Source organism: Amycolatopsis sp. NPDC023774 (assembly GCF_040639695.1).
GTDB lineage: Bacteria > Actinomycetota > Actinomycetes > Mycobacteriales > Pseudonocardiaceae > Amycolatopsis.
Genome location: NZ_JBFAAJ010000003.1, coordinates 98,843 through 120,488, shown reverse-complemented (window position 1 = coordinate 120,488; position 21,646 = coordinate 98,843). Strand labels below are relative to the sequence as shown.

General features: G+C 70.0%; 16 protein-coding genes, 1 pseudogene and 1 riboswitch. Of the genes and pseudogenes, 8 read left to right on the top strand and 9 right to left on the bottom strand.

The annotated features are described in order from the left end of the window. The first annotated feature begins 55 nt into the window (after positions 1-55). Together AB0F91_RS10060 and AB0F91_RS10055 are read left to right on the top strand one after the other, a co-directional pair. Complete coding sequence (locus tag AB0F91_RS10060) at positions 56-1,258, top strand: LCP family protein (protein ID WP_360596479.1); 1,203 nt, start codon at positions 56-58, stop codon at positions 1,256-1,258. Between the two features lie 92 nt (positions 1,259-1,350). Further along, the gene (locus AB0F91_RS10055) at positions 1,351-1,872 is read left to right on the top strand and encodes a GNAT family N-acetyltransferase (protein ID WP_360596477.1); all 522 of its coding nucleotides are present in this window, start codon (positions 1,351-1,353) and stop codon (positions 1,870-1,872) included. A 32-nt stretch (positions 1,873-1,904) separates the two neighbouring features. Here the strand turns inward: AB0F91_RS10055 and AB0F91_RS10050 are convergent, their stop codons facing one another. From AB0F91_RS10050 to AB0F91_RS10010, 9 genes and pseudogenes are all read right to left on the bottom strand, one after another. Beyond that, positions 1,905-2,366 (bottom strand): peroxiredoxin, encoded by a 462-nt coding sequence (locus AB0F91_RS10050; protein WP_360596475.1) that lies wholly within the window; start codon positions 2,364-2,366, stop codon positions 1,905-1,907. A 73-nt stretch (positions 2,367-2,439) separates the two neighbouring features. Next, complete coding sequence (locus AB0F91_RS10045; RefSeq protein WP_360596474.1) at positions 2,440-4,296, bottom strand: EAL domain-containing protein; 1,857 nt, start codon at positions 4,294-4,296, stop codon at positions 2,440-2,442. Between the two features lie 254 nt (positions 4,297-4,550). Next, positions 4,551-6,011 (bottom strand): cytochrome P450, encoded by a 1,461-nt coding sequence (locus tag AB0F91_RS10040; protein WP_360596473.1) that lies wholly within the window; start codon positions 6,009-6,011, stop codon positions 4,551-4,553. Between the two features lie 181 nt (positions 6,012-6,192). Continuing rightward, positions 6,193-6,769, bottom strand: a pseudogene (locus AB0F91_RS10035) (5-methyltetrahydropteroyltriglutamate--homocysteine S-methyltransferase); the annotation flags it as partial. After that, positions 6,685-6,864, bottom strand: a complete 180-nt coding sequence (locus tag AB0F91_RS10030) for a hypothetical protein (RefSeq protein ID WP_360597063.1) — start codon at positions 6,862-6,864, stop codon at positions 6,685-6,687. The gene AB0F91_RS10030 and the pseudogene AB0F91_RS10035, both read right to left, overlap by 85 nt. A gap of 120 nt (positions 6,865-6,984) precedes the next feature. Then, a riboswitch (cobalamin riboswitch) is annotated at positions 6,985-7,175 on the bottom strand. A gap of 90 nt (positions 7,176-7,265) precedes the next feature. Continuing rightward, positions 7,266-8,339, bottom strand: a complete 1,074-nt coding sequence (locus AB0F91_RS10025) for a ribonucleotide-diphosphate reductase subunit beta (protein ID WP_360596471.1) — start codon at positions 8,337-8,339, stop codon at positions 7,266-7,268. Positions 8,340-8,409: 70 nt separating this feature from the next. After that, on the bottom strand, positions 8,410-11,403 hold the full coding sequence (locus AB0F91_RS10020; protein ID WP_360596469.1) for a ribonucleoside-diphosphate reductase subunit alpha: 2,994 nt from the start codon (positions 11,401-11,403) through the stop codon (positions 8,410-8,412). 243 nt (positions 11,404-11,646) lie between these two features. Further along, complete coding sequence (locus tag AB0F91_RS10015; protein ID WP_360596467.1) at positions 11,647-12,246, bottom strand: acetoacetate decarboxylase family protein; 600 nt, start codon at positions 12,244-12,246, stop codon at positions 11,647-11,649. Continuing rightward, entirely contained in the window at positions 12,243-13,082 is an 840-nt protein-coding gene (locus tag AB0F91_RS10010; protein ID WP_360596466.1) for an enoyl-CoA hydratase-related protein, read from the bottom strand. The genes AB0F91_RS10015 and AB0F91_RS10010 overlap by 4 nt, the downstream gene beginning before the upstream one ends. Positions 13,083-13,243: 161 nt before the next feature. On the opposite strand from AB0F91_RS10010, the gene AB0F91_RS10005 reads away from it, so the two are divergent. From AB0F91_RS10005 to AB0F91_RS09980, 6 genes are read left to right on the top strand one after another with little or no spacing between them, the layout of a single operon-like run. Continuing rightward, on the top strand, positions 13,244-14,035 hold the full coding sequence (locus AB0F91_RS10005) for a TIGR03084 family metal-binding protein (protein WP_360596464.1): 792 nt from the start codon (positions 13,244-13,246) through the stop codon (positions 14,033-14,035). Further along, the gene (locus AB0F91_RS10000; RefSeq protein WP_360596462.1) at positions 14,032-15,738 is read left to right on the top strand and encodes an acyclic terpene utilization AtuA family protein; all 1,707 of its coding nucleotides are present in this window, start codon (positions 14,032-14,034) and stop codon (positions 15,736-15,738) included. Before AB0F91_RS10005 ends, AB0F91_RS10000 begins: the two co-directional genes overlap by 4 nt. Continuing rightward, on the top strand, positions 15,738-16,886 hold the full coding sequence (locus tag AB0F91_RS09995; RefSeq protein WP_360597061.1) for an acyl-CoA dehydrogenase family protein: 1,149 nt from the start codon (positions 15,738-15,740) through the stop codon (positions 16,884-16,886). The genes AB0F91_RS10000 and AB0F91_RS09995 overlap by 1 nt, the downstream gene beginning before the upstream one ends. Continuing rightward, a complete protein-coding gene (locus AB0F91_RS09990; protein WP_360596460.1) occupies positions 16,883-18,484 on the top strand; it encodes a carboxyl transferase domain-containing protein in 1,602 nt (533 codons plus the stop codon). The genes AB0F91_RS09995 and AB0F91_RS09990 overlap by 4 nt, the downstream gene beginning before the upstream one ends. A 10-nt stretch (positions 18,485-18,494) precedes the next feature. Further along, positions 18,495-20,447: a biotin carboxylase N-terminal domain-containing protein gene (locus AB0F91_RS09985; protein ID WP_360596459.1), complete on the top strand. Its 1,953-nt coding sequence runs from the start codon at positions 18,495-18,497 to the stop codon at positions 20,445-20,447. Then, on the top strand, positions 20,444-21,610 hold the full coding sequence (locus AB0F91_RS09980) for an acyl-CoA dehydrogenase family protein (RefSeq protein ID WP_360596457.1): 1,167 nt from the start codon (positions 20,444-20,446) through the stop codon (positions 21,608-21,610). The genes AB0F91_RS09985 and AB0F91_RS09980 overlap by 4 nt, the downstream gene beginning before the upstream one ends. The last annotated feature ends 36 nt before the right edge of the window (positions 21,611-21,646 follow it).

Genomic DNA, 21,646 nt, shown 5'->3' with positions numbered 1-21,646 from the left:
GCGGTTCACTGGGCCGCACGAGTTTTGCCGGATTCGGGGATTGGGTGAGAGACCGATGACGTACGGAGGCGACGACGGCAGGCGGCGGGTGCCGCCGCGGCCACCGCAGCCCGCCGCACGCCCGCGGCAGCATCAGCGGGCGCAGATGATGCCGCTGCCAGGCGTGAGCAGCAGCCCGTACGACGAGCGCACCAGACCCATGGGCTCGCGCGGCGAAGCTCCCGCACCCCCGCCGCCCGCACCGCCCCGGCAGGCTCCTCCGCGCCAGGCCCCGCCGCCCGGACGGGCTCCGCGCCGGCGCCGCCGGTGGAGCTTCGGCAAGGTCCTGATGACCCTGGTGCTGATCTTCGTCGTGTTCCTCGGCGGGGTCTGGGCGTACCTGGAGTTCTCGATCAAGCGCGTCGACGCGCTGGCCGACTACGACGGCCGTCCCGCGGCCGCGTCGGGCACCAACTGGCTGATCGTGGGCTCCGACAGCCGCGACGGGCTCTCGGCCGCGGACGAGGAGCGCCTGGCCACGGGTGACGTCGCGGCGGCCGGCGGTGGTCAGCGCACCGACACGATCATGATCGCGCACATCCCGGACAACGACACCAAGCCGACACTGCTGAGCCTGCCGCGTGACTCGCAGGTGAAGATCCCGGGCCACGGCACCAACAAGATCAACTCCGCCTTCTCGCTCGGCGGCCCGGAGCTGCTGGTGAAAACGGTGGAAGGCGCCACCGGCCTGCGCATGGACCACTACGCGGAGATCGGCTTCGGCGGGTTCGCGAACATCGTCGACGCGATCGGCGGCGTGGACATGTGCGTGGACAAGGACATGCACGACACGTTCACCAACATCGACATCAAGCCCGGCTGTCAGACGCTGGACGGGCGTGAGTCGCTCGGGTTCGTCCGCATGCGCCACAGCAGCGCGACCCCGCGTTCGGACCTCGACCGCGTGGCCAACCAGCGCAAGTTCATCGGCGCTCTCGTGAGCCAGATCGCGAGCCCGGGGACTTTGCTGAACCCGTTCGACTTCTTCCCGTTGCTGTCCTCGGCGCCCGACGCGCTGACGATGGACTCGGGTGACCACGTGCACAACCTGGCCGGTCTGGCGATCGCGATGCGCGGCATCTCGTCCGACGGCGTGCTCACCGGCACGGTGCCGGTCACCGACGGCTCGGCCGAGCACTGGGACAAGACGAAGTCGGCGCAGCTGTTCGACGCGCTGAAGAACGACACCCCGGTGCCGCCCACGGCTGTCGTCAACTAGCCCACGAGCGCCGAACGCTGGGGCCCGCCGGAAACGGCGGGCCCCAGCCTTATTTTGATGTCACAGTGCTGTTCCGGTGTCACCATGAGGACATGGACACCCTTACCGACGGCGTGGTCACCCTCAACCGCTGGCGCACCGAAGACCTCGATGTGCTCGTGGACACGGTCTCGGCGTCGCGCGAGCACATCGGCGCGTGGCAGGTCTGGGCCACCGACGGCTACGGCCCGGCCGAGGGCACGGAGTTCCTCACCGGCACGGCCGAACGCTGGGAGTCGGGCGACGCGCAGGAATACGGCATCTACGTGGACGGCACGCTGGCCGGCGGCTGCGGCCTGATGCGCCGCGGCGGCGGCCGCGAGATCGGCTACTGGCTGGCGAAGGCGTGCACTGGCCGCGGCCTGGCCACGCGGGCGGCGGCCCTGCTCGTCGCCGAGGCCTGGCGCCTGGGCGCGCCCCACGTCGACATCCTCCACGACGAGCTGAACACCAAGAGCGGCGCCATCCCGGCCCGGCTGGGTTTCACCTTGCACCACAAGGAAGCCGCTTCGGACGCGCTGGCCCCGGCGTGCTCGGGCAACGACTTCGTGTGGCGGATCCAGCGGCCGAGCTGAGCCGGGAAACCCTTGCCGGGCAGGGGAAAGGTTCAGGAGGCGTTCGTGCGCTCGCGCAGCACCTTCAACGCGCGGTCCGCGTGCGCGGTGAAGTTCAGCTCGCTCTTGATCACGTCGAGCACGCGCCGGTCGGTGTCGATGACGAACGTGGTGCGCTTGGTGTGCAGCGGGATGAACTTGCGCCACGCGCCGAACTGCTTCGCCACCACGCCGTCCACATCGGACAGCAGCGGGTAGTCGAACCCGTTGGCAGCGGAGAACTCCCGCTGCTTGGCCACGGCGTCCGGGCTGATGCCCACGCGCTGGGCACCCACCTCGGCGAACTCGGCGGCCAGGTCGCGGAAGTGGCAGCTCTCGGCCGTGCAGCCGCTCGTCATGGCGGCGGGGTAGAAGAACAGCACGACCGGGCCGGCCGTCAGGAAGTCCGACAGCGTGCGGTCGGCACCCTGGTCGTCGGGGAGGGTGAAGTCGGGAGCGAGGGCGCCGGTCTCCATCGGGGTCCTTTCGGGTGGGGTCCGCGAATCATGATCCTCCCCGGTGTTCGTACCCGCGCCGCAGGTGGACGGGTCAGCCGGCGTGGCGCTCGATCATCTCGTCCACTTCGTCGCCCGTGGCCGAGTCGGCGACGAACGAACCGCGCGCGGCGAGCACACCGAGCTGGCGCAAGCGGGCCGCGTGCTCGGCGCTTCGCACGCCTTCGGCGCCGATGCGCAGGTTGAGCTCCTTGCCGCGCTCCACGAGCTGGCGCAGGTGCCGCAGGTCGGCTTCGGTCGGGCAGTCGGCCAGCGCGTCGACGACCGGGCCGCTGAGGATCACGTGCCGCACGGGCAGGTCGAACCGAGGGATCAGCTCGAGGTCGGCCGAACCCGAGATCGTGAGCACGAGTTGCGCGCCGAGGTCGGCGAGCACCGTGAACGAGTCGTACACCTCGTTCTTGTCGTCGAACATCGACTGCCGGTCGACGCACAGACGCAGCGCCTTCGCCGGAAGGTTGTGGCGGTCGAGCTGCTCCCTGACCAGCATCACGAGGTCGTCGTCGCTCGCGAGCCGCCGCGGCAGCCGGATACAGACGTCGGGCGTGGCCTCCCCGAAGCGCGACCGCCAGCGCGCGGTGGCGGCGAGCGACTCGGCGAGCAGCCACTTGCCGAGCGGCACCGTCATGCCCGTGGTCTGCGCCAGCGGGTAGAAGTCCTCGGAGTCGAGCTCGCCCTTCTCCGGGTGGTTCCACCGCAGGCCCGCGTTCACGGCCGCGATCTCGTCGGGCTTCGAGAGCTTCACGGTGGGCTGGTAGACGAGGGAGAACTCGCCGTTCTCCAGCGCGCCGGCGATCACCGCCCCGAGCTGGTAGCGGCTGCGGTCGTGCTCGTCCTCGGACGGGTCGAACAGCATCCACCGGGCCTTGCCGCGCTCCTTGGCCCGGTGCAGCGCGAGCTCCGCGGCCCGCCGCATTTCGGTGTGCCCGCCGCCGGGGCGCCCGCCCACGACGATGCCGGCGCTGGCGCTCACCCCGATCCCGTGACCGCCGAGGTACACGGCCTCGTTGAGGTCTTCCAGCGCGCGCTCGACGAGGTTCACCACGTGCTGCGTCGTGAGGTCCGCGCCGCGCATCAGCACGCCGAACCCATCGCCGGACAGGCGTGCGACGTAGCCGTCGTGGTGCCCGGTGAAGGTCGCCGACAGCTTGCCCGCGACCTCCTTGAGCACCTGGTCGCCCACGCCGGCGCCGAGGCCGTCGTTGATCACCTTGAAGCCGTCGATGTCGAGGTAGACCAGTGCGATTTCTTCGGTGCGGGGCGCGCCGAGCGCGGCCTCGACGCGGTTGGCGAACGCCTGGGAGTTGGGCAAGCCGGTGAGCGCGTCGTGCACGTTCTGGTGCATCAGCCGCTCGCCGAGCAGGTGCAGGTCGTCGGTGTCGGCGGCCATCAGCACGGGGAAGTGCGTGTCGGGCCGGTCGCCGGGCAGCCGCGCGAGCGTGACGTTGGTGGTGATGCTGCCGTCCCGGCTGTGGTCGAGATGTACGCCGCGTTCGGTGAGTCGGCCGACCTCCGTGGTGCCCAGGCGCGCGAGGCAGCTGCGGATTCGGGTGGCGTCGTGGTCGGTCGCGGCCAGGTCGGCGAGGTGTCTGCCGTGGAGCCGGCTCTGGGTCGAGCTGAGCAGCTTGGCCAGCGCCGCGTTGGCCTCCATGATCACGCCGGAAGGGTCGGCGAGCGCGATCCCGATCGGCGCGGTGGAGAAGAGCGTGGAGAAGCGCAGGACGGCGCCTTCGTACGCGGGGGTCACGACCTCCGTGACCTCCTCGGCGAAGGAGAGCAGGAGACGCTCCAGTTCCGCGGGCGGAAGCGTTACTCCTTTCGTGTCGGTCAGCGTCGTCGCGAACTTGCGCGCGACGTCGACCAACCCTGGTGCGGCACCAGGCTCAGGCACGCTCCACCTCTTCATGCGCGGACTAATGCCAGCTCAGACCCGGTGTGAAGGTTCATGGACCCACACTAGGTATGAGTTGACCGTGAGTGATGCCACGGCATCATGCGCGAAACGGGGTGTCTACCGGCTGAACGAGTGACGACTCCTGCACAAATGGTGACATGATGTCACCTTGAGTGCTCGAACGTGTTTTTCCGGTTCGTCCGATTCCTGTTTCCTCGGCCCAGTCGACTCCCCGCCTCCCGCAATGACCGTCAACGATATTCGAGGCGCACCGGCAGTCCGTCGGCGGGGACCGGCAACGACACGTAGTCCCAGCGTGCGGTGTAGTCCTGGGGCACCGACCACCGGAAGGTCCGCAACATCTCGTGCATCAGCGCCTTGACCTCGAGGCTGCCGAAGTGCAGCCCGATGCACTTGTGCGCGCCTCCGCCGAAGGGCATCCACGCGAACCGGTGCGACTTGTCCTCGCGCCGCGGCTCGGCGAACCGCTCGGGGTCGAAGCGCATCGGGTCGGTCCAGCACTCGGGGGTGAAGTGGTTCAGCGTCGGCGAGACACCGACGAGCGTGCCTTCGGGGATGAAGTGACCGAGCACCTCCGTGTCCTTGGTGGTCTTGCGGGCCATCGACGGCACCGGGGCCCGCAGCCGCAGCGACTCCTTCATCACGAGGTCGAGGGTTTCCAGGCTTTCCAGCGCCTCGATGTCCGGCACGTCGTCGCCGAGCGCGAGCGACTCCGCGCGGGCGCGTTCCTGCCACTGCGGGTGCTTGGCCAGGTAGTAGGCCATGGCGCTGCTCGTGATCGTCGTGGTGTCGTGCGCCGCCATCATCAGGAAGATCATGTGATTCACGATGTCCGCGTCGGTGAACCGGTCGCCGTCCTCGGTGGTGGCGGTGCAGAGCGCGGCGAACAGGTCGTCGCCGCCCGCGCGGCGCTTCTCCGGCAGGGTCTCGCCGAAGTAGCGCTCCAGCAGCCGCCGGCCGCGCAGGCCTGCGGACCAGCGGCCGCCGGGCACGGGGTAACGCACCAGGGCCGTGCCCGCGCGCACGGTGTTCACGAACGCGCGGTTGATCCGCATCGCGTCGTCGGGCGAACGCATGTCCATGAACACGCGTGTCGCCACGTCGAGCGTGAGCTGCTTGAGCGCCCAGTACAGCCGGGGCCGCGTGCCACCGGGCCACGCCTCGACGCCGGCGCGCAGGGCCGGGCCCATCTGCCCGACATAGCCGACGAGCCGCTCGCGCGTGAACGCGCTCTGCATGATCCGCCGGTGCAGGTGGTGCTCGCCGAAGTCGAGCAGCATGAGACCGCGGTCGAAGAACTTCTCGATGAAGAACTTCCAGCCCTCCTGCGAGAACGCCTTGTCCTTGTTCACCAGGGCGATCTGCGTGGCCTCGGGGCCGGACAGCGACACGATCCGGCGGCCGAAGCCGCCCATCCACGAGATGGGGCCGTACTTCTCGTAGCGGCTGAAGCTGAAGTCCAGGCCGAAGCGCATCATCTCCAGCGCGTGGCCCACGACCGGCGGGCCGTCGTCGCCCAGCACCGGCTTGAGGCCGCTGCCGGCGGGCGGCGCCGCGAGCTCGCGCACGGGGTAGGTGGCCGCGCGCCAGCGCTGGTCGACGGTGCGGGGCAGCGGCATCGACGTGAGCGTGGGCACGCGCTCACGCAGGCTCTCGGCGACCTTGCCGACCTTGCCGGCTGCGCTCGTCATGGCGACCTGCCTTCGCTGGCGGAAACCCGGTCCGAACCTCCACCGTGCCGCGCTGTTGACCGAATGACAATACCTTCCGCCGGCTCCATCCGGGTGATCCTTGACGAAGATCCGGTGCCGGGCGGTGGTCTGCGCCGCCAAGCACCGTTGCCCGGGGTTGCCTGCGGTTGCTCGGGGTTGTTCAGTCCTGCTCGGCGCGGACCGGTGGGCCCCCGCGACGAGGTGGCACAACGCGGTGCTCCGCCTCGGCGTCGCCGCGCGCCTTGAGACCGCAGTCGGGGTTCACCCACAGCCGGTGCGCGGGCACAGCGGCCGCCGCCGTGCGCAGCAGGTTCCGACCTCCTCGACGCCCGGCACGCGCGGCGAGTGGATGTCGTAGCCGCCCGGGCCGACGCCGCGCGCGAACCCGCCGCCTGACGGGTCGGCGAGCACCTCCGTCTTCGAGCGCCTTCGTCTTCGAGCGCGCGGCTTCGATGCCGGTCACGTCGGCGTCGAGACGGTTGATCGCCGAGAGCACCTCACCGAACTCCGGTAGCACATGTGCGGGTGGATCTGGGTGCTTTCGGAGACTCCGGCCGCCGCGACGCGGAACGCGCGCACCGGCCAGTCGAAGTAGGCCGCGTGGCCGCGCGCAGTGGCAGCAGCTCCCGCGGTGCCGGCTCGTCGATCTGGATCACGCGCACGCCCGCGGCTCCCAGTCGTGCTCGGTCGAGGCGAACCCGGCGAGCTGCTCGGCGAAGTACTGCAGCATGTCGTTGCGCTCGGGTTCGCCGTGCACCAGCACGTCGAGACCCAGCTCCTCCTGCAGCCGCACCACGCGGTCGATCTCGGCGTGCACGGCGGCCAAGTACACGGCTGCGTCGAGCTCTCTGGCGAACGCCGGCTCGTCGAGCTGCACCGACTCGACGCCCTCGGCTTTCAGCGCAGCGTATGCGGGCAGCGTGCTCCCACGGGGCCCGGACTCACGCACGCCACCGGCGTACCTACGACGGGCAGGTCTTCGGACTCGTTTGCGCCGAGCTCGCGCCCAGTGCTTGACCACGAAATCGTGGTGACGGCTTTCGTTCCCACTCACCGCTGCGGGGCAGTCCCGGGTTCACACCGGGTGCCCTGTGGCCTCGCCAGGGTGCGGCCATGCGAAAAGCCCGGCCACGCCCTGGTGAACCAGTGGCGTGGCCGAGCCCAGCGGAGCGGGGCGCCGCGTGGCACGACGTCCGCGGTGATCCCGGAGACCGGGATCAGTCCTGCCGCTGATCAGTCCCAGTCCAGCGCGCCGCCCGACTGGTACTCGATCACGCGGGTCTCGAAAAAGTTCTTCTCCTTCTTCAGGTCCATCGCCTCCGACATCCACGGGAACGGGTTCTCCGTCTCCCCGAAGATCGGCGCGAGGCCGATCTGCTGGGCGCGCCGGTCGGTGATGAAGTGCATGTACTGCTCGCACAGCTGCGCCGAGAGGCCCAGCATGCCGCGGGGCATGGTGTCGCGCGCGTAGCGGACCTCCAGCTCGCACGCGTCGGTCAGCATCTGCCGGATCTCCGCCTGGAACTCCTCGGTCCACAGGTGCGGGTTCTCGATCTTGATCTGGTTGATGCAGTCGATGCCGAAGTTCAGGTGGATCGACTCGTCGCGCAGGATGTACTGGTACTGCTCGGCGATGCCGACCATCTTGTTGCGCCGGCCGAGCGAGAGGATCTGCGCGAAGCCGGTGTAGAACCACATGCCCTCGAAGATCACGTAGAACGCCACGAGGTCGCGCAGGAATGCCTGGTCGGCTTCCGGCGTGCCGGTCTCGAAGTCCGGGTTCTCGAGGTTCTGCGTGTACTTCAGCGCCCACGCGTCCTTCTCGGAGATGGACGGCACCTCGCGGTACATGTTGAACAGCTCGCCCTCGACGAGGCCGAGGCTTTCGCAGATGTACTGGAAGGTGTGCGTGTGCACGGCTTCCTCGAACGCCTGGCGCAGCAGGTACTGGCGGCACTCGGGGTTGGTGATCTGGCGGTACACCGCGAGCACGATGTTGTTAGCCACCAAGGATTCCGCGGTGGCGAAGAAACCGAGGTTGCGCTTGAGCATCTGGCGCTCGTCTTCGGTCAGTCCGTCCGGCGACTTCCACAGCGCGATGTCGGCCTGCATGGCGACCTCGGTCGGCATCCAGTGGTTGTTGCACGCGGCAAGGTACTTGTCCCACGCCCAGCGGTACTTCATGGGCAGCAGCTGGTTCACGTCGGCGCGCGCGTTGATCATGCGCTTGTCGTCGACGTTGATCCGGGCGGCGCCGACCTCGATCTCGCCGAGGCCGGTGGCGTCCGTGGTCTCCACGTTGGTCATCTAGAGGCTCCAAGGAAAGGCTCGCCGGCGGTGCGGCCGGTTTTCGGCGGCCGCACCGCCGGCGAGGAGGTCACTGGCAGGCTTCGCAGTCGGGGTCGTCGATGCGGCAGGAGGCGCCTTCGGTGGCGACGAAGTCGATGTCGTCGACCTTCGGCATTTCCTTCGGCTCGGCGGGCTTGGCGGCCGGGACCGCGGCGGGCACGGCCGCGGCGGGGCTCGCCGGGACGGCGGCCGAGGGTGAAGGCGCGGGCGAAGGCGCAGGGGCGGCCGTCGCAGCCGGGGCGGCCGGGGCGGCAGCGGTGGCGGCCGGGGCGGCCGAGACCGCGTTCAGCTTGCCGTCGGTGCCGCGCAGGGTGCTCTTCTCCACGTGCGTCGCGGACTGTGCGCGCAGGTAGTACGTGGTCTTGAGGCCCTTGTGCCAGGCGTAGCGGTACAGCTCGTCGAGCTTGCGCCCGCTCGGCGCCGCGATGTAGAGGTTCAGCGACTGCGCCTGGTCAATCCACTTCTGCCGGACCGAGCCGGCGTCCACGATCCACTTCGACTCGATCTCGAACGCGGTGGCGTAGAGCGCCTTGAGGTCGTCCGGCACGCGGTCGATCTGGCCGAGGCTGCCGTCGAAGTACTTCAGGTCGCTGACCATGACCTCGTCCCACAGGCCGCGGGCCTTGAGACTCTTGACCAGGTGCGGGTTCACCACGGTGAAGTCGCCCGACATGTTCGACTTCACGTACAGGTTCTGGAACAGCGGTTCGATCGACTGGCCGACGCCGGAGATGTTGGAGATCGTCGCGGTCGGCGCGATCGCCATCACGTTGGAGTTGCGCATGCCGACGGTCTTCACACGCTCGCGCAACGGCGCCCAGTCCAGCGTCGTGGAGGTGTCGACGGCGAGGGCGTCGCCCTGGCGCGCGTCGATCAGCAGCTGCATCGAGTCGATCGGCAGGATGCCGCGGCTCCACAGCGAGCCCTCGAACGACTGGTACTGCCCGCGCTCCTCGGCCAGGTCGGTCGACGCGGAGATCGCGTAGTAGGAGATGTGCTCCATGCTCTCGTCGGCGAACTTCACCGCGCCATCGGAGGCGAACGGCAGGCCGAGCTCGAACAGCGCGTCCTGGAAGCCCATGATGCCCAGGCCCACCGGGCGGTGGCGCAGGTTGGAGCGGCGCGCCTCGGGGATCGTGTAGAAGTTGATGTCGATCACGTTGTCGAGCATGCGGACCGCCGTGCGCACGGTCTTCTCGAGCCGCTTCGTGTCCAGGCCCTCGGGCGTGACGTGCTTGAGCAGGTTCACCGAGCCGAGGTTGCAGACCGCGACCTCGTCGATGTTGGTGTTCAGCGTGATCTCGGTGCACAGGTTCGAGGAGTGCACCACGCCCACGTGCTGCTGCGGCGAGCGCAGGTTGCACGGGTCCTTGAACGTGATCCACGGGTGGCCGGTCTCGAACAGCATCGTCAGCATGCGGCGCCACAGGTCGACGGCACGCAGGCGGCGGAAGACCTTGATCTCGCCGCGGTCGGCGGCGGCCTCGTACTCGCGGTAGCGCTCGGCGAACGCGTTGCCGTAGAGGTCGTGCAGGTCCGGCGTCTCGTTGGGGGAGAACAGCGTCCACTGCGCGTCGGCCTCGACTCGGCGCAGGAACTCGTCCGGCACCCAGTTGGCCGTGTTCATGTCGTGCGTGCGGCGGCGGTCGTCACCGGTGTTCTTGCGCAGGTCGAGGAACTCCTCGATGTCCACGTGCCACGTCTCGAGGTACGCGCACGCCGCGCCCTTGCGCTTGCCGCCCTGGTTCACGGCGACCGCGGTGTCGTTGGCGATCTTGAGGAACGGCACGACACCCTGCGACTGGCCGTTGGTGCCCTTGATGTGGGCGCCGAGGCCGCGGACCGGGGTCCAGTCGTTGCCGAGGCCGCCCGAGTACTTGGCCAGCAGCGCGTTGTTCTTGTACGCCTGGAAGATCGAGTCCAGGTCGTCGTCCACAGTGGTCAGGAAGCACGACGAGAGCTGGGCGCGCGTGGTGCCCGAGTTGAACAGCGTCGGCGTCGAGGCCATGAAGTGGAAGGTGGAGAGCAGCTCGTAGAACTCGATCGCGCGGGCTTCGCGCTTGTCCTCGCGGATGGCCAGGCCCATGGCCACGCGCATGAAGAACGCCTGCGGCAGCTCGAAGCGCGTGCCGTTGTGGTGCTGGAAGTACCGGTCGTACAGGGTCTGCAGGCCCAGGAAGCCGAAGTCCAGGTCACGCTCGGCGTGGATGGCCGCGGTGATCTTGTCGAGGTCGAACGTGAGCAGCTCGCCGTCGACGAGCTCCAGCTCGACCGCACGGCGCAGGTAGGTGCGGAAGTACGCGGGGTACTCGGCGGTCATCTCGTCCTGGCTCGCCTGGCGCGGGCGGCCGGCGAGGTAGCTCAGGGCCTCTCCGCGCAGCTTGTCCAGCAGGAGCCGCGCACTCACGTACGAGTAGTTCGGCTCCTGCTCGACGAGCACGCGGGCGGCCATGATCTGCGCGAGAGCGAGCTCGTCGGCGCTGATGCCGTCGTAGAGGTTGCGCCTGGCCTCGGCCAGCACCGGCTCGGCGGACACGTCGTCGAGCCCGGCCACGGCCTCGCCCACCACGTGGGACACGCGCGCCCAGTCGAGCGGGCGAAGCGAGCCGTCGGTGCCCTTGACGCTGATCGCGGCCTCGGCGGGCGCGGGGGTGGCGGCCTCGCGGGCTTTCGACCGCTCCTCGCGGTAGAGCACGTAGGCACGGGCGACCTTGTGGTGCTCACCGCGCATCAGGGCGAGCTCGACGAGGTCCTGGATCTGCTCGATGTGCAGGGCGGGCTCGGGGCCGGCGTGGCGCAGCAGGGATGCCTCGACCTGTTCGGTCAGCTCGGCGACGACGTGGTGCACGCGAGAGGAAGCGGCCGCGTCGCCGCCCTCCACGGCGAGGAAGGCCTTGGTGAGGGCGACGCTGATCTTGCCGGCGTCGAACGGCGACACGCTGCCGTCGCGCCGGATCACGCGAACCGCGCTCGGTGCCGAGTCCGCCGACGAGGGCGGACGCTGACCGGTTTCCACTGACATGCGGGTCTCCAACAAAGTCGAAAATGGGCGCGCTTCATCGGCGCACGGCCGCACAAGGCCGTGCGCTGCGGTTTCTCAAATCGGCCCGGCTGCCCTTCCTGAGCGGTCTCCCCGTCGCTGGGGGCTGCCGGTCCACAGAGACTACATCTAGGGGTTCGGGCTCGCACGTGCCCCAAGGGGTGGCGTGTCGCGGGCTCACCCTCGCGGGTTAGTCGATCACTCAGAGCGGCTGGTCGGGGGCGGTCAGCCGCCGAAGACGAGGGTGAAGTCGCGCAGGCTCGCGCTCACGATCGGGCGACGTCCGGCCAGGAAGCCGAGCGGTCCGGCGGGGTTCACGGACCAGTCGGCAGCGGCCGCGTGCGGCTTCGCGCGCGAGGCGACGGGGCTGCGCTTGAGCCGCCCGCCGAGCGTCTGTGCGATCTCGAACCGCGCGGGCAGCGCGGCCGGCAGCCCGGCACGGCGGGAGAATGCGGCGGTGGCGATCCAGCCTTCCTCGGTGGCCGCGGTGAACTCGGTCTCGCCGCTGAACTCGAGCGTCGCGAGGTTCTTCGGGATGCCCCACAGCTCGCGCCCGCCCGCGAGCGAGGCCTCGCTGTCGACCCAGATGTCGGTGATCGACGCGGTGAGCCCACCGCGCACGGCGACGGCCGCGAGCAGCTCGTGGTAGCTCAGCTGCCCGGGCGCGCGGTAGTCGATCCACGCGGTGAACACCGCGGCGTGGCCGCCGGTGGTGACGGGTTCGACGCCTTCGGGCAGTTCCGGCAGCTTGCCGGCCGGGAGCAGCCACCCGGACAGCTGCGCCTGGCCCGCGAGGTGCCACGGTTCGGGCGGGTAGGCGGTCATTCCGCGATCCAGGGGAGATAGGGCGGCAGGTCGTGGTCGACGCGGAGCTTGAACTCTGCCGGGCGTTTCTGAAGGAACGACAGCACGCCCTCGATCGAGTCCGGGTTGGTGGCGATCCCGCCGATCAGCTTCGAGTCCACCTCGTGCACCTCGAACGGCGAGGGAGCCGAGGCCATCCGGTACAGCAGCTGGCGCGTGACGGCGACAGACACGGGCGCGGTGTTCGCCACGAGGTCACGCGCGAGCTCGTAAGCCTTGTCCAGCACGGCTTCCGGCGGGTAAACGCTGTGCACCAGCCCCTTCCGCAGCGCCTCTTCGGCGCCGAAGACGCGTCCGCTCACCATCCAGTCCACGGCCGTGCCCATGCCGACGAGTCTCGGCAGGAACCACGCCGACGCGCCCTCGGGGTAGATCCCACGGCGGGTGAACACGAAGCCGAACTTCGAGTCGTCGGCCGCCAGCCGGTAGTCGCACGACAGCGTGATCGTGATGCCGCCGCCCACTGCCGCGCCACGCAACGCGGCGATCACGGGCTTGTTCATCGTGAAGATCCGCTTGGAACACCGGCCCGCCGGCTCCTGCCAGCCGTCGGGCGGGCCCTCGCCGAGCTGGAAGTCGAACCCGCCGGACGAGAGGTCGGCTCCCACGGAGAAGTCCTTGCCGGTCCCGGTGAGCACAACCACGCGCACGTCCTCGTCACGGTCGGCGCGGTCCATCGCGTCGCCCAGCTCGTCGGCCATCCGCACGGTGTACCCGTTGCGCGCCCGGGGCCGGTTCAGCTTGACCGTCGCGATCCGGTGGGCGACCTCGTAGGTGATGTCCGCGTAGGGGCTCATGGCTGGAACGGTAGGACAACGGTGTTCTACTGGCAACGTGTCAATAGCGGCTGCGTGCTCGATCCGGAGAAACAATCAGGCGCGCTTGATTTTTCCGCGGTCGGGGTGCGAGGGTGGGGCTGAGCGCGCAGTGCTCACGAGAGGACGCATGGAGGCGCAGGATGGCTGATCTCGGCGTGATCCTCGGGGATCTGGCGGCCGAATCGCAGGCGATCGACGACGTGGTGGCCGGGCTGCCGCCCGAGGGGTGGGCCAGGCCGACACCGGCGGAAGGGTGGACGGTCGCGCACCAGATCGCGCACCTGGCCTGGACGGACTCGAAGGCGCTGATCGCCGCGGCCCGGCCCGAGGAGTGGCAGGCCGAGGTCGAGCACCTGCTGAGCGTGGGGGAGAACTACGTCGACCTCGCCGCCGAGGAAGGCGCCGCGACGCCGCCGCAGGAGCTGCTCGCGCAGTGGCGCGCCGGGCGGACGGCGCTGTCCGAAGCGCTCGCCGCGGTGCCGGCCGGGCAGAAGCTGCCGTGGTACGGCCCCCCGATGAGCGCCGCGTCCATGGCCACCGCGCGGATGATGGAGACGTGGGCCCACGGCCAGGACGTGTTCGACGCGCTGGGGCTCGCCCGTCGGCCGACCGGCCGGCTGTGGCACATCGCCCGCTTCGGCACGCGCACGCGGGACTTCGCCTTCAAGCTCAACTCGCTGGCACCGCCCCCGGAGGAGTTCCGCGTGGAGCTGGCCTCGCCGGACGGCACGACGTGGGCGTTCGGGCCCGAGGACGCCGAGCAGCGGCTCACCGGCAGCGCCGTGGACTTCTGCCTGGTCATCACGCAGCGGCGCCACCCCGCGGACACGGACCTGGTCGCGACCGGCGCCGACATCGGGGAGTGGCTGACCATCGCGCAGGCGTTCGCCGGTCCTCCCGGCCGGGGCCGCAAGCCGGGGCAGTTCGCATGAGCAGCGTGACCGGGGCGCCCATCCGGATCGGGAACGCGTCGGGCTTCTACGGCGACCGGTTCTCCGCCGTGCGCGAGATGCTGACGGGCGGGCCGCTCGACGTGCTCACCGGCGACTACCTCGCCGAGCTGACGATGCTCATCCTCGGCCGCGACCGGATGAAGGACCCCGAACGCGGCTACGCCAAGACCTTCCTGCGGCAGATGGAGGAAAACCTTTCGCTGGCCAAGGAAAAAGGCGTGAAGATCGTCGCCAACGCCGGTGGCCTCAACCCCGCGGGCCTGGCGACGGCGTTGCGTGAGCTGGCCGCGAAGCTCGGCGTGGACGTGCGGATCGCGCACGTCGAGGGCGACGACCTGATCGGGCGTGCCGACCAGCTCGGGTTCGGGAAACCGTTGACCGCCAACGCCTACCTCGGCGCATGGGGCATCGTCGAGTGCCTGAACGCAGGCGCCGACGTGGTCGTGACCGGCCGCGTCACCGACGCTTCGGTGATCGTCGGGCCCGCCGCCGCGCACTTCGGCTGGACGCGCGAGGACTACGACGCGCTGGCCGGCGCCGTCGCCGCGGGGCACGTGATCGAGTGCGGCGCGCAGGCGACCGGCGGCAACTACGCGTTTTTTCGCGAGCAGCCGATCGGCGTGCCCGGGTTCCCGATCGCCGAGATCCACGCCGACGGCTCCAGCGTCATCACGAAGCACCCCGGCACCGGCGGGGTCGTGAACACCGGCACGGTCACCGCGCAGCTGCTGTACGAGATCACCGGCGCCCGGTACGCGAACCCCGACGTCACCACACGCTTCGACACACTCGCCCTCGCCGAGGACGGCCCGGACCGCGTGCGCATCAGCGGCGTCACCGGCGAAGCCCCGCCGCCCACGCTCAAGGTCGCGCTGAACCGGCTCGGCGGGTTCCGCAACGAAACCACGTTCGTGCTCACCGGCCTCGACATCGAGGAAAAGGCCGCGCTCGTGCGTGAGCAGCTGGAGACGGCGCTCGAACGGAAGCCGCCCGCCGAGGTCCGCTGGACACTCGCGCGCACGGACCACCGTGACGCCGGCACCGAGGAACAGGCCAGTGCACTGCTGCACGTCGCGGTGAAGGACGCCGACCCGAAGATCGCCGGCCGCGCGTTCAGCGGCGCCGCGGTGGAACTGGCGCTCGCGAGCTACCCCGGCTTCCACGTGACCGCGCCGCCGTCGGACGCCTCGCCGTACGGCGTCTACTCGGCGGCCTTTGTGGACGCTGCCGAGGTACCCCACATCGCGGTGCTGCCCGACGGTCGAGTTGTCGACATAGCGCCGTCCACCCGGACTCTCGCACTGACCGAAGTGGACGAACCCGCGCTGCCCGAGCCGTTGCCGGACGGGCCGGTGCGCCGCGTCCCGCTCGGCCGCGTGATCGGCGCGCGCAGCGGTGACAAGGGTGGCAGTGCCAACCTCGGCGTGTGGGTGCGCTCGGAAGAGGCGTGGCGCTGGCTCGTGCACCGCCTCACCGTCACCGAGTTCCGCCTGCTGCTGCCGGAGACGGCCCGGCTGCCGGTGACCCGGCACCTGCTGCCGAACCTGTGGGCCATGAACTTCGTGGTCGAGGACATCCTCGGTGAGGGCGTGGCCTCGCAGGCGCGGTTCGACCCGCAGGCCAAGGCGTTCGGTGAATGGCTGCGGGCGCGCGAGATCGACGTGCCGGAGGCGCTGCTGTGATCATGGACCCGTTCGCGACGCCGGAGCGCAAAGAGCTGCGCGCGACTGTGCGGCGGTTCGTCGAGAAGGACGTGTTGCCGCACCTCGACGACTGGGAACGCGTGGGCGAGCTGCCGCGAGAGCTGCACCGCAAGGCCGGGGACCTCGGGCTGCTCGGCGTCGCGTTCCCCGAGTCCGTGGGCGGCGGCGACGGCAACTACCTCGACTCGCTCGTGGTCGCCGAGGAGATGCACTACGCGGGCGGCTCCGGCGGCCTGTTCGCGTCGCTGTTCACCTGCGGCATCGCCGTGCCGCACATCGCCGAGGCCGGCGATCCGGTGCAGGTCGAACGCTGGGTGCGCCCGACGCTTGCCGGGACCAAGATCGGTTCGCTGGCCGTCACCGAGCCCGACGGGGGGTCCGACGTCGCCGGCATCCGCACCACCGCCGTGCGCGAGGGCGACGAGTACGTGGTCAACGGAGCCAAGACGTTCATCACCTCCGGCTGCCGCGCCGACTTCGTGACCACCGTCGTCCGCACGGGCGGCGAGGGCGCGCACGGCATCTCCTTGCTGGTGGTCGAACGCGGCACGCCCGGGTTCACGGTCTCGCGCAAGCTGGAGAAGATGGGCTGGGCCGCCTCCGACACCGCCGAACTTTCCTACGTGGACGTCCGGGTGCCGGTGGAAAACCTCGTGGGCGCCGAGAACAGCGGCTTCGCCCAGGTTGCCACGCAGTTCGTGACCGAGCGGCTCTCGCTCGCCGTGCAGGCCTACGCCCACGCGCAGCGCGCGCTCGACCTCACGCTCGACTGGTGCCGGCTGCGCGAGACGTTCGGCCGTCCCCTCATCTCGCGCCAGCTCGTGCAGCACAAGCTCACCGAGATGGCGCGCAAGACCGACGTCGCGCGCACGTACACCCGTCAGACCGCCGTGCGCCACGTCTCCGGCGAAGAAGTGATCGCCGAAGCCTGTTTCGCCAAGAACACCGCCGTCGAAGCCGCCGAATGGGTGGTGAACGAGGCCGTGCAGCTGCACGGCGGGCTCGGCTACCTGCGTGAGTCCGAAGTGGAGCGGCACTACCGCGATGTCCGCATCCTGGGCATCGGCGGCGGTACCACCGAGATCCTCACCGGCCTGGCCGCGAAGCGATTGGGATACACCGCATGACCGCACTGAGGTCTGTTGTGGACACACGGTCCGGCGAGTTCGCCGCCAACCGCGAGTCCATGCTCGAGAAGCTCGCCGAAATCGACGTCGAGCACGCCAAGGCCGTGTCCGGTGGCGGCGAGAAGTACGTGGAGCGCCACCGCAAGCGCGGCAAGCTCCTGGCCCGCGAACGGATCGAGCTGCTCATCGACGAGGACTCACCGTTCCTGGAGCTCTCGCCGCTGGCGGCGTGGGGCTCGGACTACCGCGTGGGCGCGAGCGTGATCACCGGCATCGGCGTGGTCGAGGGCGTGGAGTGCCTGATCTCCGCGAGCGACCCGACGGTCAAGGGCGGCGCGAGCAATCCGTGGACCACGAAGAAGAGCTTCCGCGCGGCCGACATCGCGGCGCAGAACCGCCTGCCGGTGATCAACCTCGTCGAGTCCGGCGGCGCGGACCTGCCGACGCAGAAAGAGATCTTCATTCCCGGCGGCCGGATCTTCCGCGACATCACGCGGTCTTCGGCGGCGAAGGTGCCCACCGTCGCGCTGGTGTTCGGCAACTCGACCGCGGGTGGCGCGTACCTGCCGGGCATGTCCGACTACGTGGTGATGGTCAAGGAACGCGCGAAGGTGTTCCTCGGCGGCCCGCCGCTGGTGAAGATGGCGACCGGCGAGGAGTCCGACGACGAGTCGCTGGGCGGGGCCGAGATGCACGCCCGTACCTCGGGCCTGGCCGACTACCTCGCGGTCGACGAGCAGGACGCGATCCGGCTGGGCCGCAGTATCGTCAAACGGCTGAACTGGCACAAGAAGGGGCCGGCGCCTCGGAGCGAGTACGCGGAGCCGCTGTTCGACCCCGAGGACCTGCTGGGCATCGTCCCGAGTGACCTCAAGGTGCCGTTCGACCCGCGCGAGGTGATCGCCCGGGTCGTGGACGGCTCCGACTTCGACGAGTTCAAACCGCTCTACGGCTCGAGCCTGGTCACCGGGTGGGCGAACATCCACGGCTACCCCGTCGGGATCCTCGCCAACGCGCAGGGGGTGCTCTTCAGCGAGGAGTCGCAGAAGGCCGCGCAGTTCATCCAGCTGGCCAACCAGATCGACACGCCGCTCGTCTTCCTGCACAACACCACCGGCTACATGGTCGGCAAGGAGTACGAGCAGGGCGGCATCATCAAGCACGGCGCGATGATGATCAACGCCGTGTCGAATTCGAAGGTGCCGCACCTGTCCGTCCTCATGGGATCGTCCTACGGCGCCGGTCACTACGGCATGTGCGGGCGCGCCTACGACCCGCGGTTCCTGTTCGCCTGGCCGAGCGCGAAGTCGGCCGTGATGGGCCCGGCGCAGCTGGCCGGGGTGCTGTCCATCGTGGCTCGTGCCGCGGCCGCCGGCCGGGGGCAGGAGTACAGCGAGGAGAACGACGCGGCGATGCGCGCGATGGTCGAGAACCAGATCGAGGCCGAGTCGATGCCGATGTTCCTCTCCGGCATGCTCTACGACGACGGCATCATCGACCCGCGCGACACCCGCACGGTGCTCGGCCTGAGCCTGTCGGCGATCCACAACGGACCAGTGAAGGGCGCCGAGGGTGGCTTCGGCGTCTTCCGGATGTAGGGGTGCAGTCGTGATCCACAACCTGCTGGTCGCCAACCGCGGCGAGATCGCCCGCCGCGTGTTCCGCAGCTGCCGCGACGTCGGCATCGGCACGACGGCCGTGTTCTCCGACGCCGATGCGGCTGCCCCGCACACGCGCGAGGCCGACGTCGCGGTCCGCCTGCCGGGCGACGCGCCGGGTGAGACCTACCTGCGCGCGGAGCTGATCGTGAAGGCCGCGGCCGACGCGGGCGCCGACGCTGTGCACCCGGGTTACGGGTTCCTCTCCGAGAACGCCGCGTTCGCGCGGGCCGTGCTCGACGCCGGGCTCACGTGGGTGGGCCCGCCGCCCGCGGCGATCGAGACGATGGGCTCCAAAGTGGAGTCGAAGCGGATCATGGCCGCTGCCGGTGTGCCCGTGCTGTCCGAACTGGACCCGGCCGCGGTGACCGAGGCGGATCTGCCGTTGCTGGTCAAGGCTTCCGCGGGTGGCGGTGGTCGCGGCATGCGGGTGGTCCGGGAACTGGACGAGCTCGCCGAGGCCGTCGAGAGCGCCCGGGCCGAAGCCGGTTCCGCGTTCGGCGACCCGACGGTGTTCTGCGAGCGTTACCTGGAGACGGGTCGCCACATCGAGGTGCAGGTGCTCGCCGACCGCCACGGCACGGTGTGGGCGGTGGGGGAGCGTGAGTGCTCCATCCAGCGCCGGCACCAGAAGGTGGTGGAGGAAGCGCCGTCGCCGTTCGTCGGCGAAGCCATGCGCGCGGAACTGTTCGACGCGGCGCGCAAGGCCGCGTCGGCCATCGACTACGTCGGCGCCGGCACGGTCGAGTTCCTCGCCGGTCCCGACGGGCGGTTCTACTTCCTGGAGATGAACACCCGGCTGCAGGTGGAGCACCCGGTGACCGAGAACGTCACCGGCCTCGACCTCGTGGCGCTGCAGCTTTCCGTGGCCCAGGGCGCGAAACTGCCGCCGGAACCCCCCACGCCACAAGGACACTCGATCGAGGTGCGGCTCTACGCCGAGGACCCGGCCGCGGGCTGGCAGCCGCAGAGCGGCACGCTGCATGCCTTCGAGGTACCCGGCGTCGACCGCCAGTTCACGCACGGCGCGGGGCTGCGGCTCGACTCCGGTGTGGAGAGCGGGTCCGTCGTCGGCGTGCACTACGACCCGATGCTCGCCAAGGTGATCACGTGGGCCCCGACCCGCCAGGAAGCCGCCCGCCGGCTTGCCACCGCGCTGGCCGGGGCGAAGATCCACGGGGTGGTCACCAACCGCGACCTGCTCGTGAACCTCCTGCGCCACGAGGCCTTCCTGGCCGGCGAGACCGACACGGCGTTCTTTGACCGCCACGGCCTCGACACCCTGGTGAAGCCGCTGGTCGGCGGCGACGCCGAGAAGCTCTCCGCGCTCGCCGCCGCACTGGCCGACGCCGCGGGCAACCGTGCGGCCGCGACCACGCTGGGCCGCTTGCCCAGCGGCTGGCGCAACGTGCGTTCGGCCGGCCAGCGCAAGGTCTTCACCCGGGGGGATTCGACCCACGAGGTCCTGTACTCGCTGACCCGGGACGGCCTGCGGGCCGAGGGCTACGACGACGTGCGGCTGGTCTCGGCGGAGCCGGGCCGAGTGGTACTCGACGTGGCCGGACTGCGGCGCACGTTCGCGGTCGCCCGGCACGGGAACGTTTCCTTTGTGGACTCCGCGCTTGGCTCGGTGGCGTTCACCGTCGAGCCGCGGTTCGCCGACCCGTCGGCCGCGCTGGCGGCGGGCTCGCTCGTCGCGCCGATGCCGGGCACGGTCGTGCGACTCGCGGTGGGCGTGGGTGACGCCGTGGCGGCGGGGGATCCGCTGCTGTGGCTGGAGGCGATGAAGATGGAACAGCGGATCGCGGCGCCCGCCGACGGCGTGGTCACCGAGCTGCCGGTGGAAGTCGGGTTGCAGGTCGAGGTCGGCACGATTCTGGCTGTGGTGGGAGAACGAGCATGAACGCGATGAACTTCGTCGAGCCCGAGGAGCGCGTGGCGCTGCGCAAAGCGGCCTCGGAACTGGCGCGCAAGTACGGGCACGAGTACTACGCCAGGAAGGCCCGCTCGGGCGAGAAGACCGTCGAGCTGTGGGACGAGGCCGGCCGGCTCGGCTACCTCGGCGTGAACCTGCCCGAGGAGTACGGTGGCGGGGGCGCGGGGATCGCCGACCTCGCCGCGGTGCTGGAGGAGTTCGCGGCCGCCGGCTCGCCGTTGCTGCTCATGGTCGTCTCGCCGGCGATCTGCGGCACGGTGATCTCGCGCTTCGGCACGGACGAGCAGAAGAAGCAGTGGCTGCCGGGGCTTTCCGACGGCAGCAAGAAGATGGTCTTCGCCATCACCGAGCCCGAGGCCGGCTCCAACTCGCACAAGATCACCACCACCGCGCGGCGCGACGGCAGCGACTGGGTCCTGAGTGGACGCAAGGTGTTCATCTCCGGTGTCGACGAGGCCGACGCGGTCCTTGTGGTCGGCCGCACGGAGGACGCCAAGACGGGCAGGCTCAAGCCCGCCCTCTACATCGTGCCCACCGACACGCCGGGGTTCGAGTTCAAGCAGATCGAGATGGACCTGGTTTCGCCGGAGAAGCAGTTCGGCCTGTTCCTCGACGACGTTCACCTGCCGGCCGAAGCGCTGGTCGGGGAGGAGGACGCGGCGATCGCGCAGCTGTTCGCCGGCCTCAACCCCGAGCGCATCATGGGCGCGTCGTTCTCTCTCGGCACCGCGCGCTACGCGCTCGACAAGGCCGTGGCGTACGCCAACGAGCGCCAGGTGTGGGGCGCGCCGATCGGCTCGCACCAGGGCCTGGCGCACCCGCTGGCGCAGATCAAGATCGAGCTGGAACTGGCGAAGCTGATGACGCAGAAGGCGGCTTCGCTCTACGATTCCGGCGACGACTTCGCGTCCGGCGAGTCGGCCAACATGGCCAAGTACGCCGCCGCGGAGGCGGCGATCCACGCCGTGGACCAGGCCGTGCAGACCCACGGCGGCAACGGGCTCGCGTCCGAGTACGGCCTCGGCACGCTCGTGACCGCGGTGCGGCTCGGCCGGATCGCGCCGGTGAGCCGCGAGATGGTGCTCAACTTCGTCGGGCAGCACACCCTCGGGCTGCCGAAGTCCTATTAGGAGTGAGTGTGTCCGAGAAGACTGAGAAGTCCTTGG

Bases quoted from the DNA above. Each gene is read 5' to 3' on its own strand.
- AB0F91_RS10060 (WP_360596479.1), top strand. From the start codon at position 56: ATGACGTACGGAGGCGACGACGGCAGGCGGCGGGTGCCGCCGCGGCCA.
- AB0F91_RS10055 (WP_360596477.1), top strand. From the start codon at position 1,351: ATGGACACCCTTACCGACGGCGTGGTCACCCTCAACCGCTGGCGCACC.
- AB0F91_RS10050 (WP_360596475.1), bottom strand. From the start codon at position 2,366: ATGGAGACCGGCGCCCTCGCTCCCGACTTCACCCTCCCCGACGACCAG.
- AB0F91_RS10040 (WP_360596473.1), bottom strand. From the start codon at position 6,011: ATGACGAGCGCAGCCGGCAAGGTCGGCAAGGTCGCCGAGAGCCTGCGT.
- AB0F91_RS10025 (WP_360596471.1), bottom strand. From the start codon at position 8,339: ATGACCAACGTGGAGACCACGGACGCCACCGGCCTCGGCGAGATCGAG.
- AB0F91_RS10020 (WP_360596469.1), bottom strand. From the start codon at position 11,403: ATGTCAGTGGAAACCGGTCAGCGTCCGCCCTCGTCGGCGGACTCGGCA.
- AB0F91_RS10015 (WP_360596467.1), bottom strand. From the start codon at position 12,246: ATGACCGCCTACCCGCCCGAACCGTGGCACCTCGCGGGCCAGGCGCAG.
- AB0F91_RS10010 (WP_360596466.1), bottom strand. From the start codon at position 13,082: ATGAGCCCCTACGCGGACATCACCTACGAGGTCGCCCACCGGATCGCG.
- AB0F91_RS10005 (WP_360596464.1), top strand. From the start codon at position 13,244: ATGGCTGATCTCGGCGTGATCCTCGGGGATCTGGCGGCCGAATCGCAG.
- AB0F91_RS10000 (WP_360596462.1), top strand. From the start codon at position 14,032: ATGAGCAGCGTGACCGGGGCGCCCATCCGGATCGGGAACGCGTCGGGC.
- AB0F91_RS09990 (WP_360596460.1), top strand. From the start codon at position 16,883: ATGACCGCACTGAGGTCTGTTGTGGACACACGGTCCGGCGAGTTCGCC.
- AB0F91_RS09980 (WP_360596457.1), top strand. From the start codon at position 20,444: ATGAACGCGATGAACTTCGTCGAGCCCGAGGAGCGCGTGGCGCTGCGC.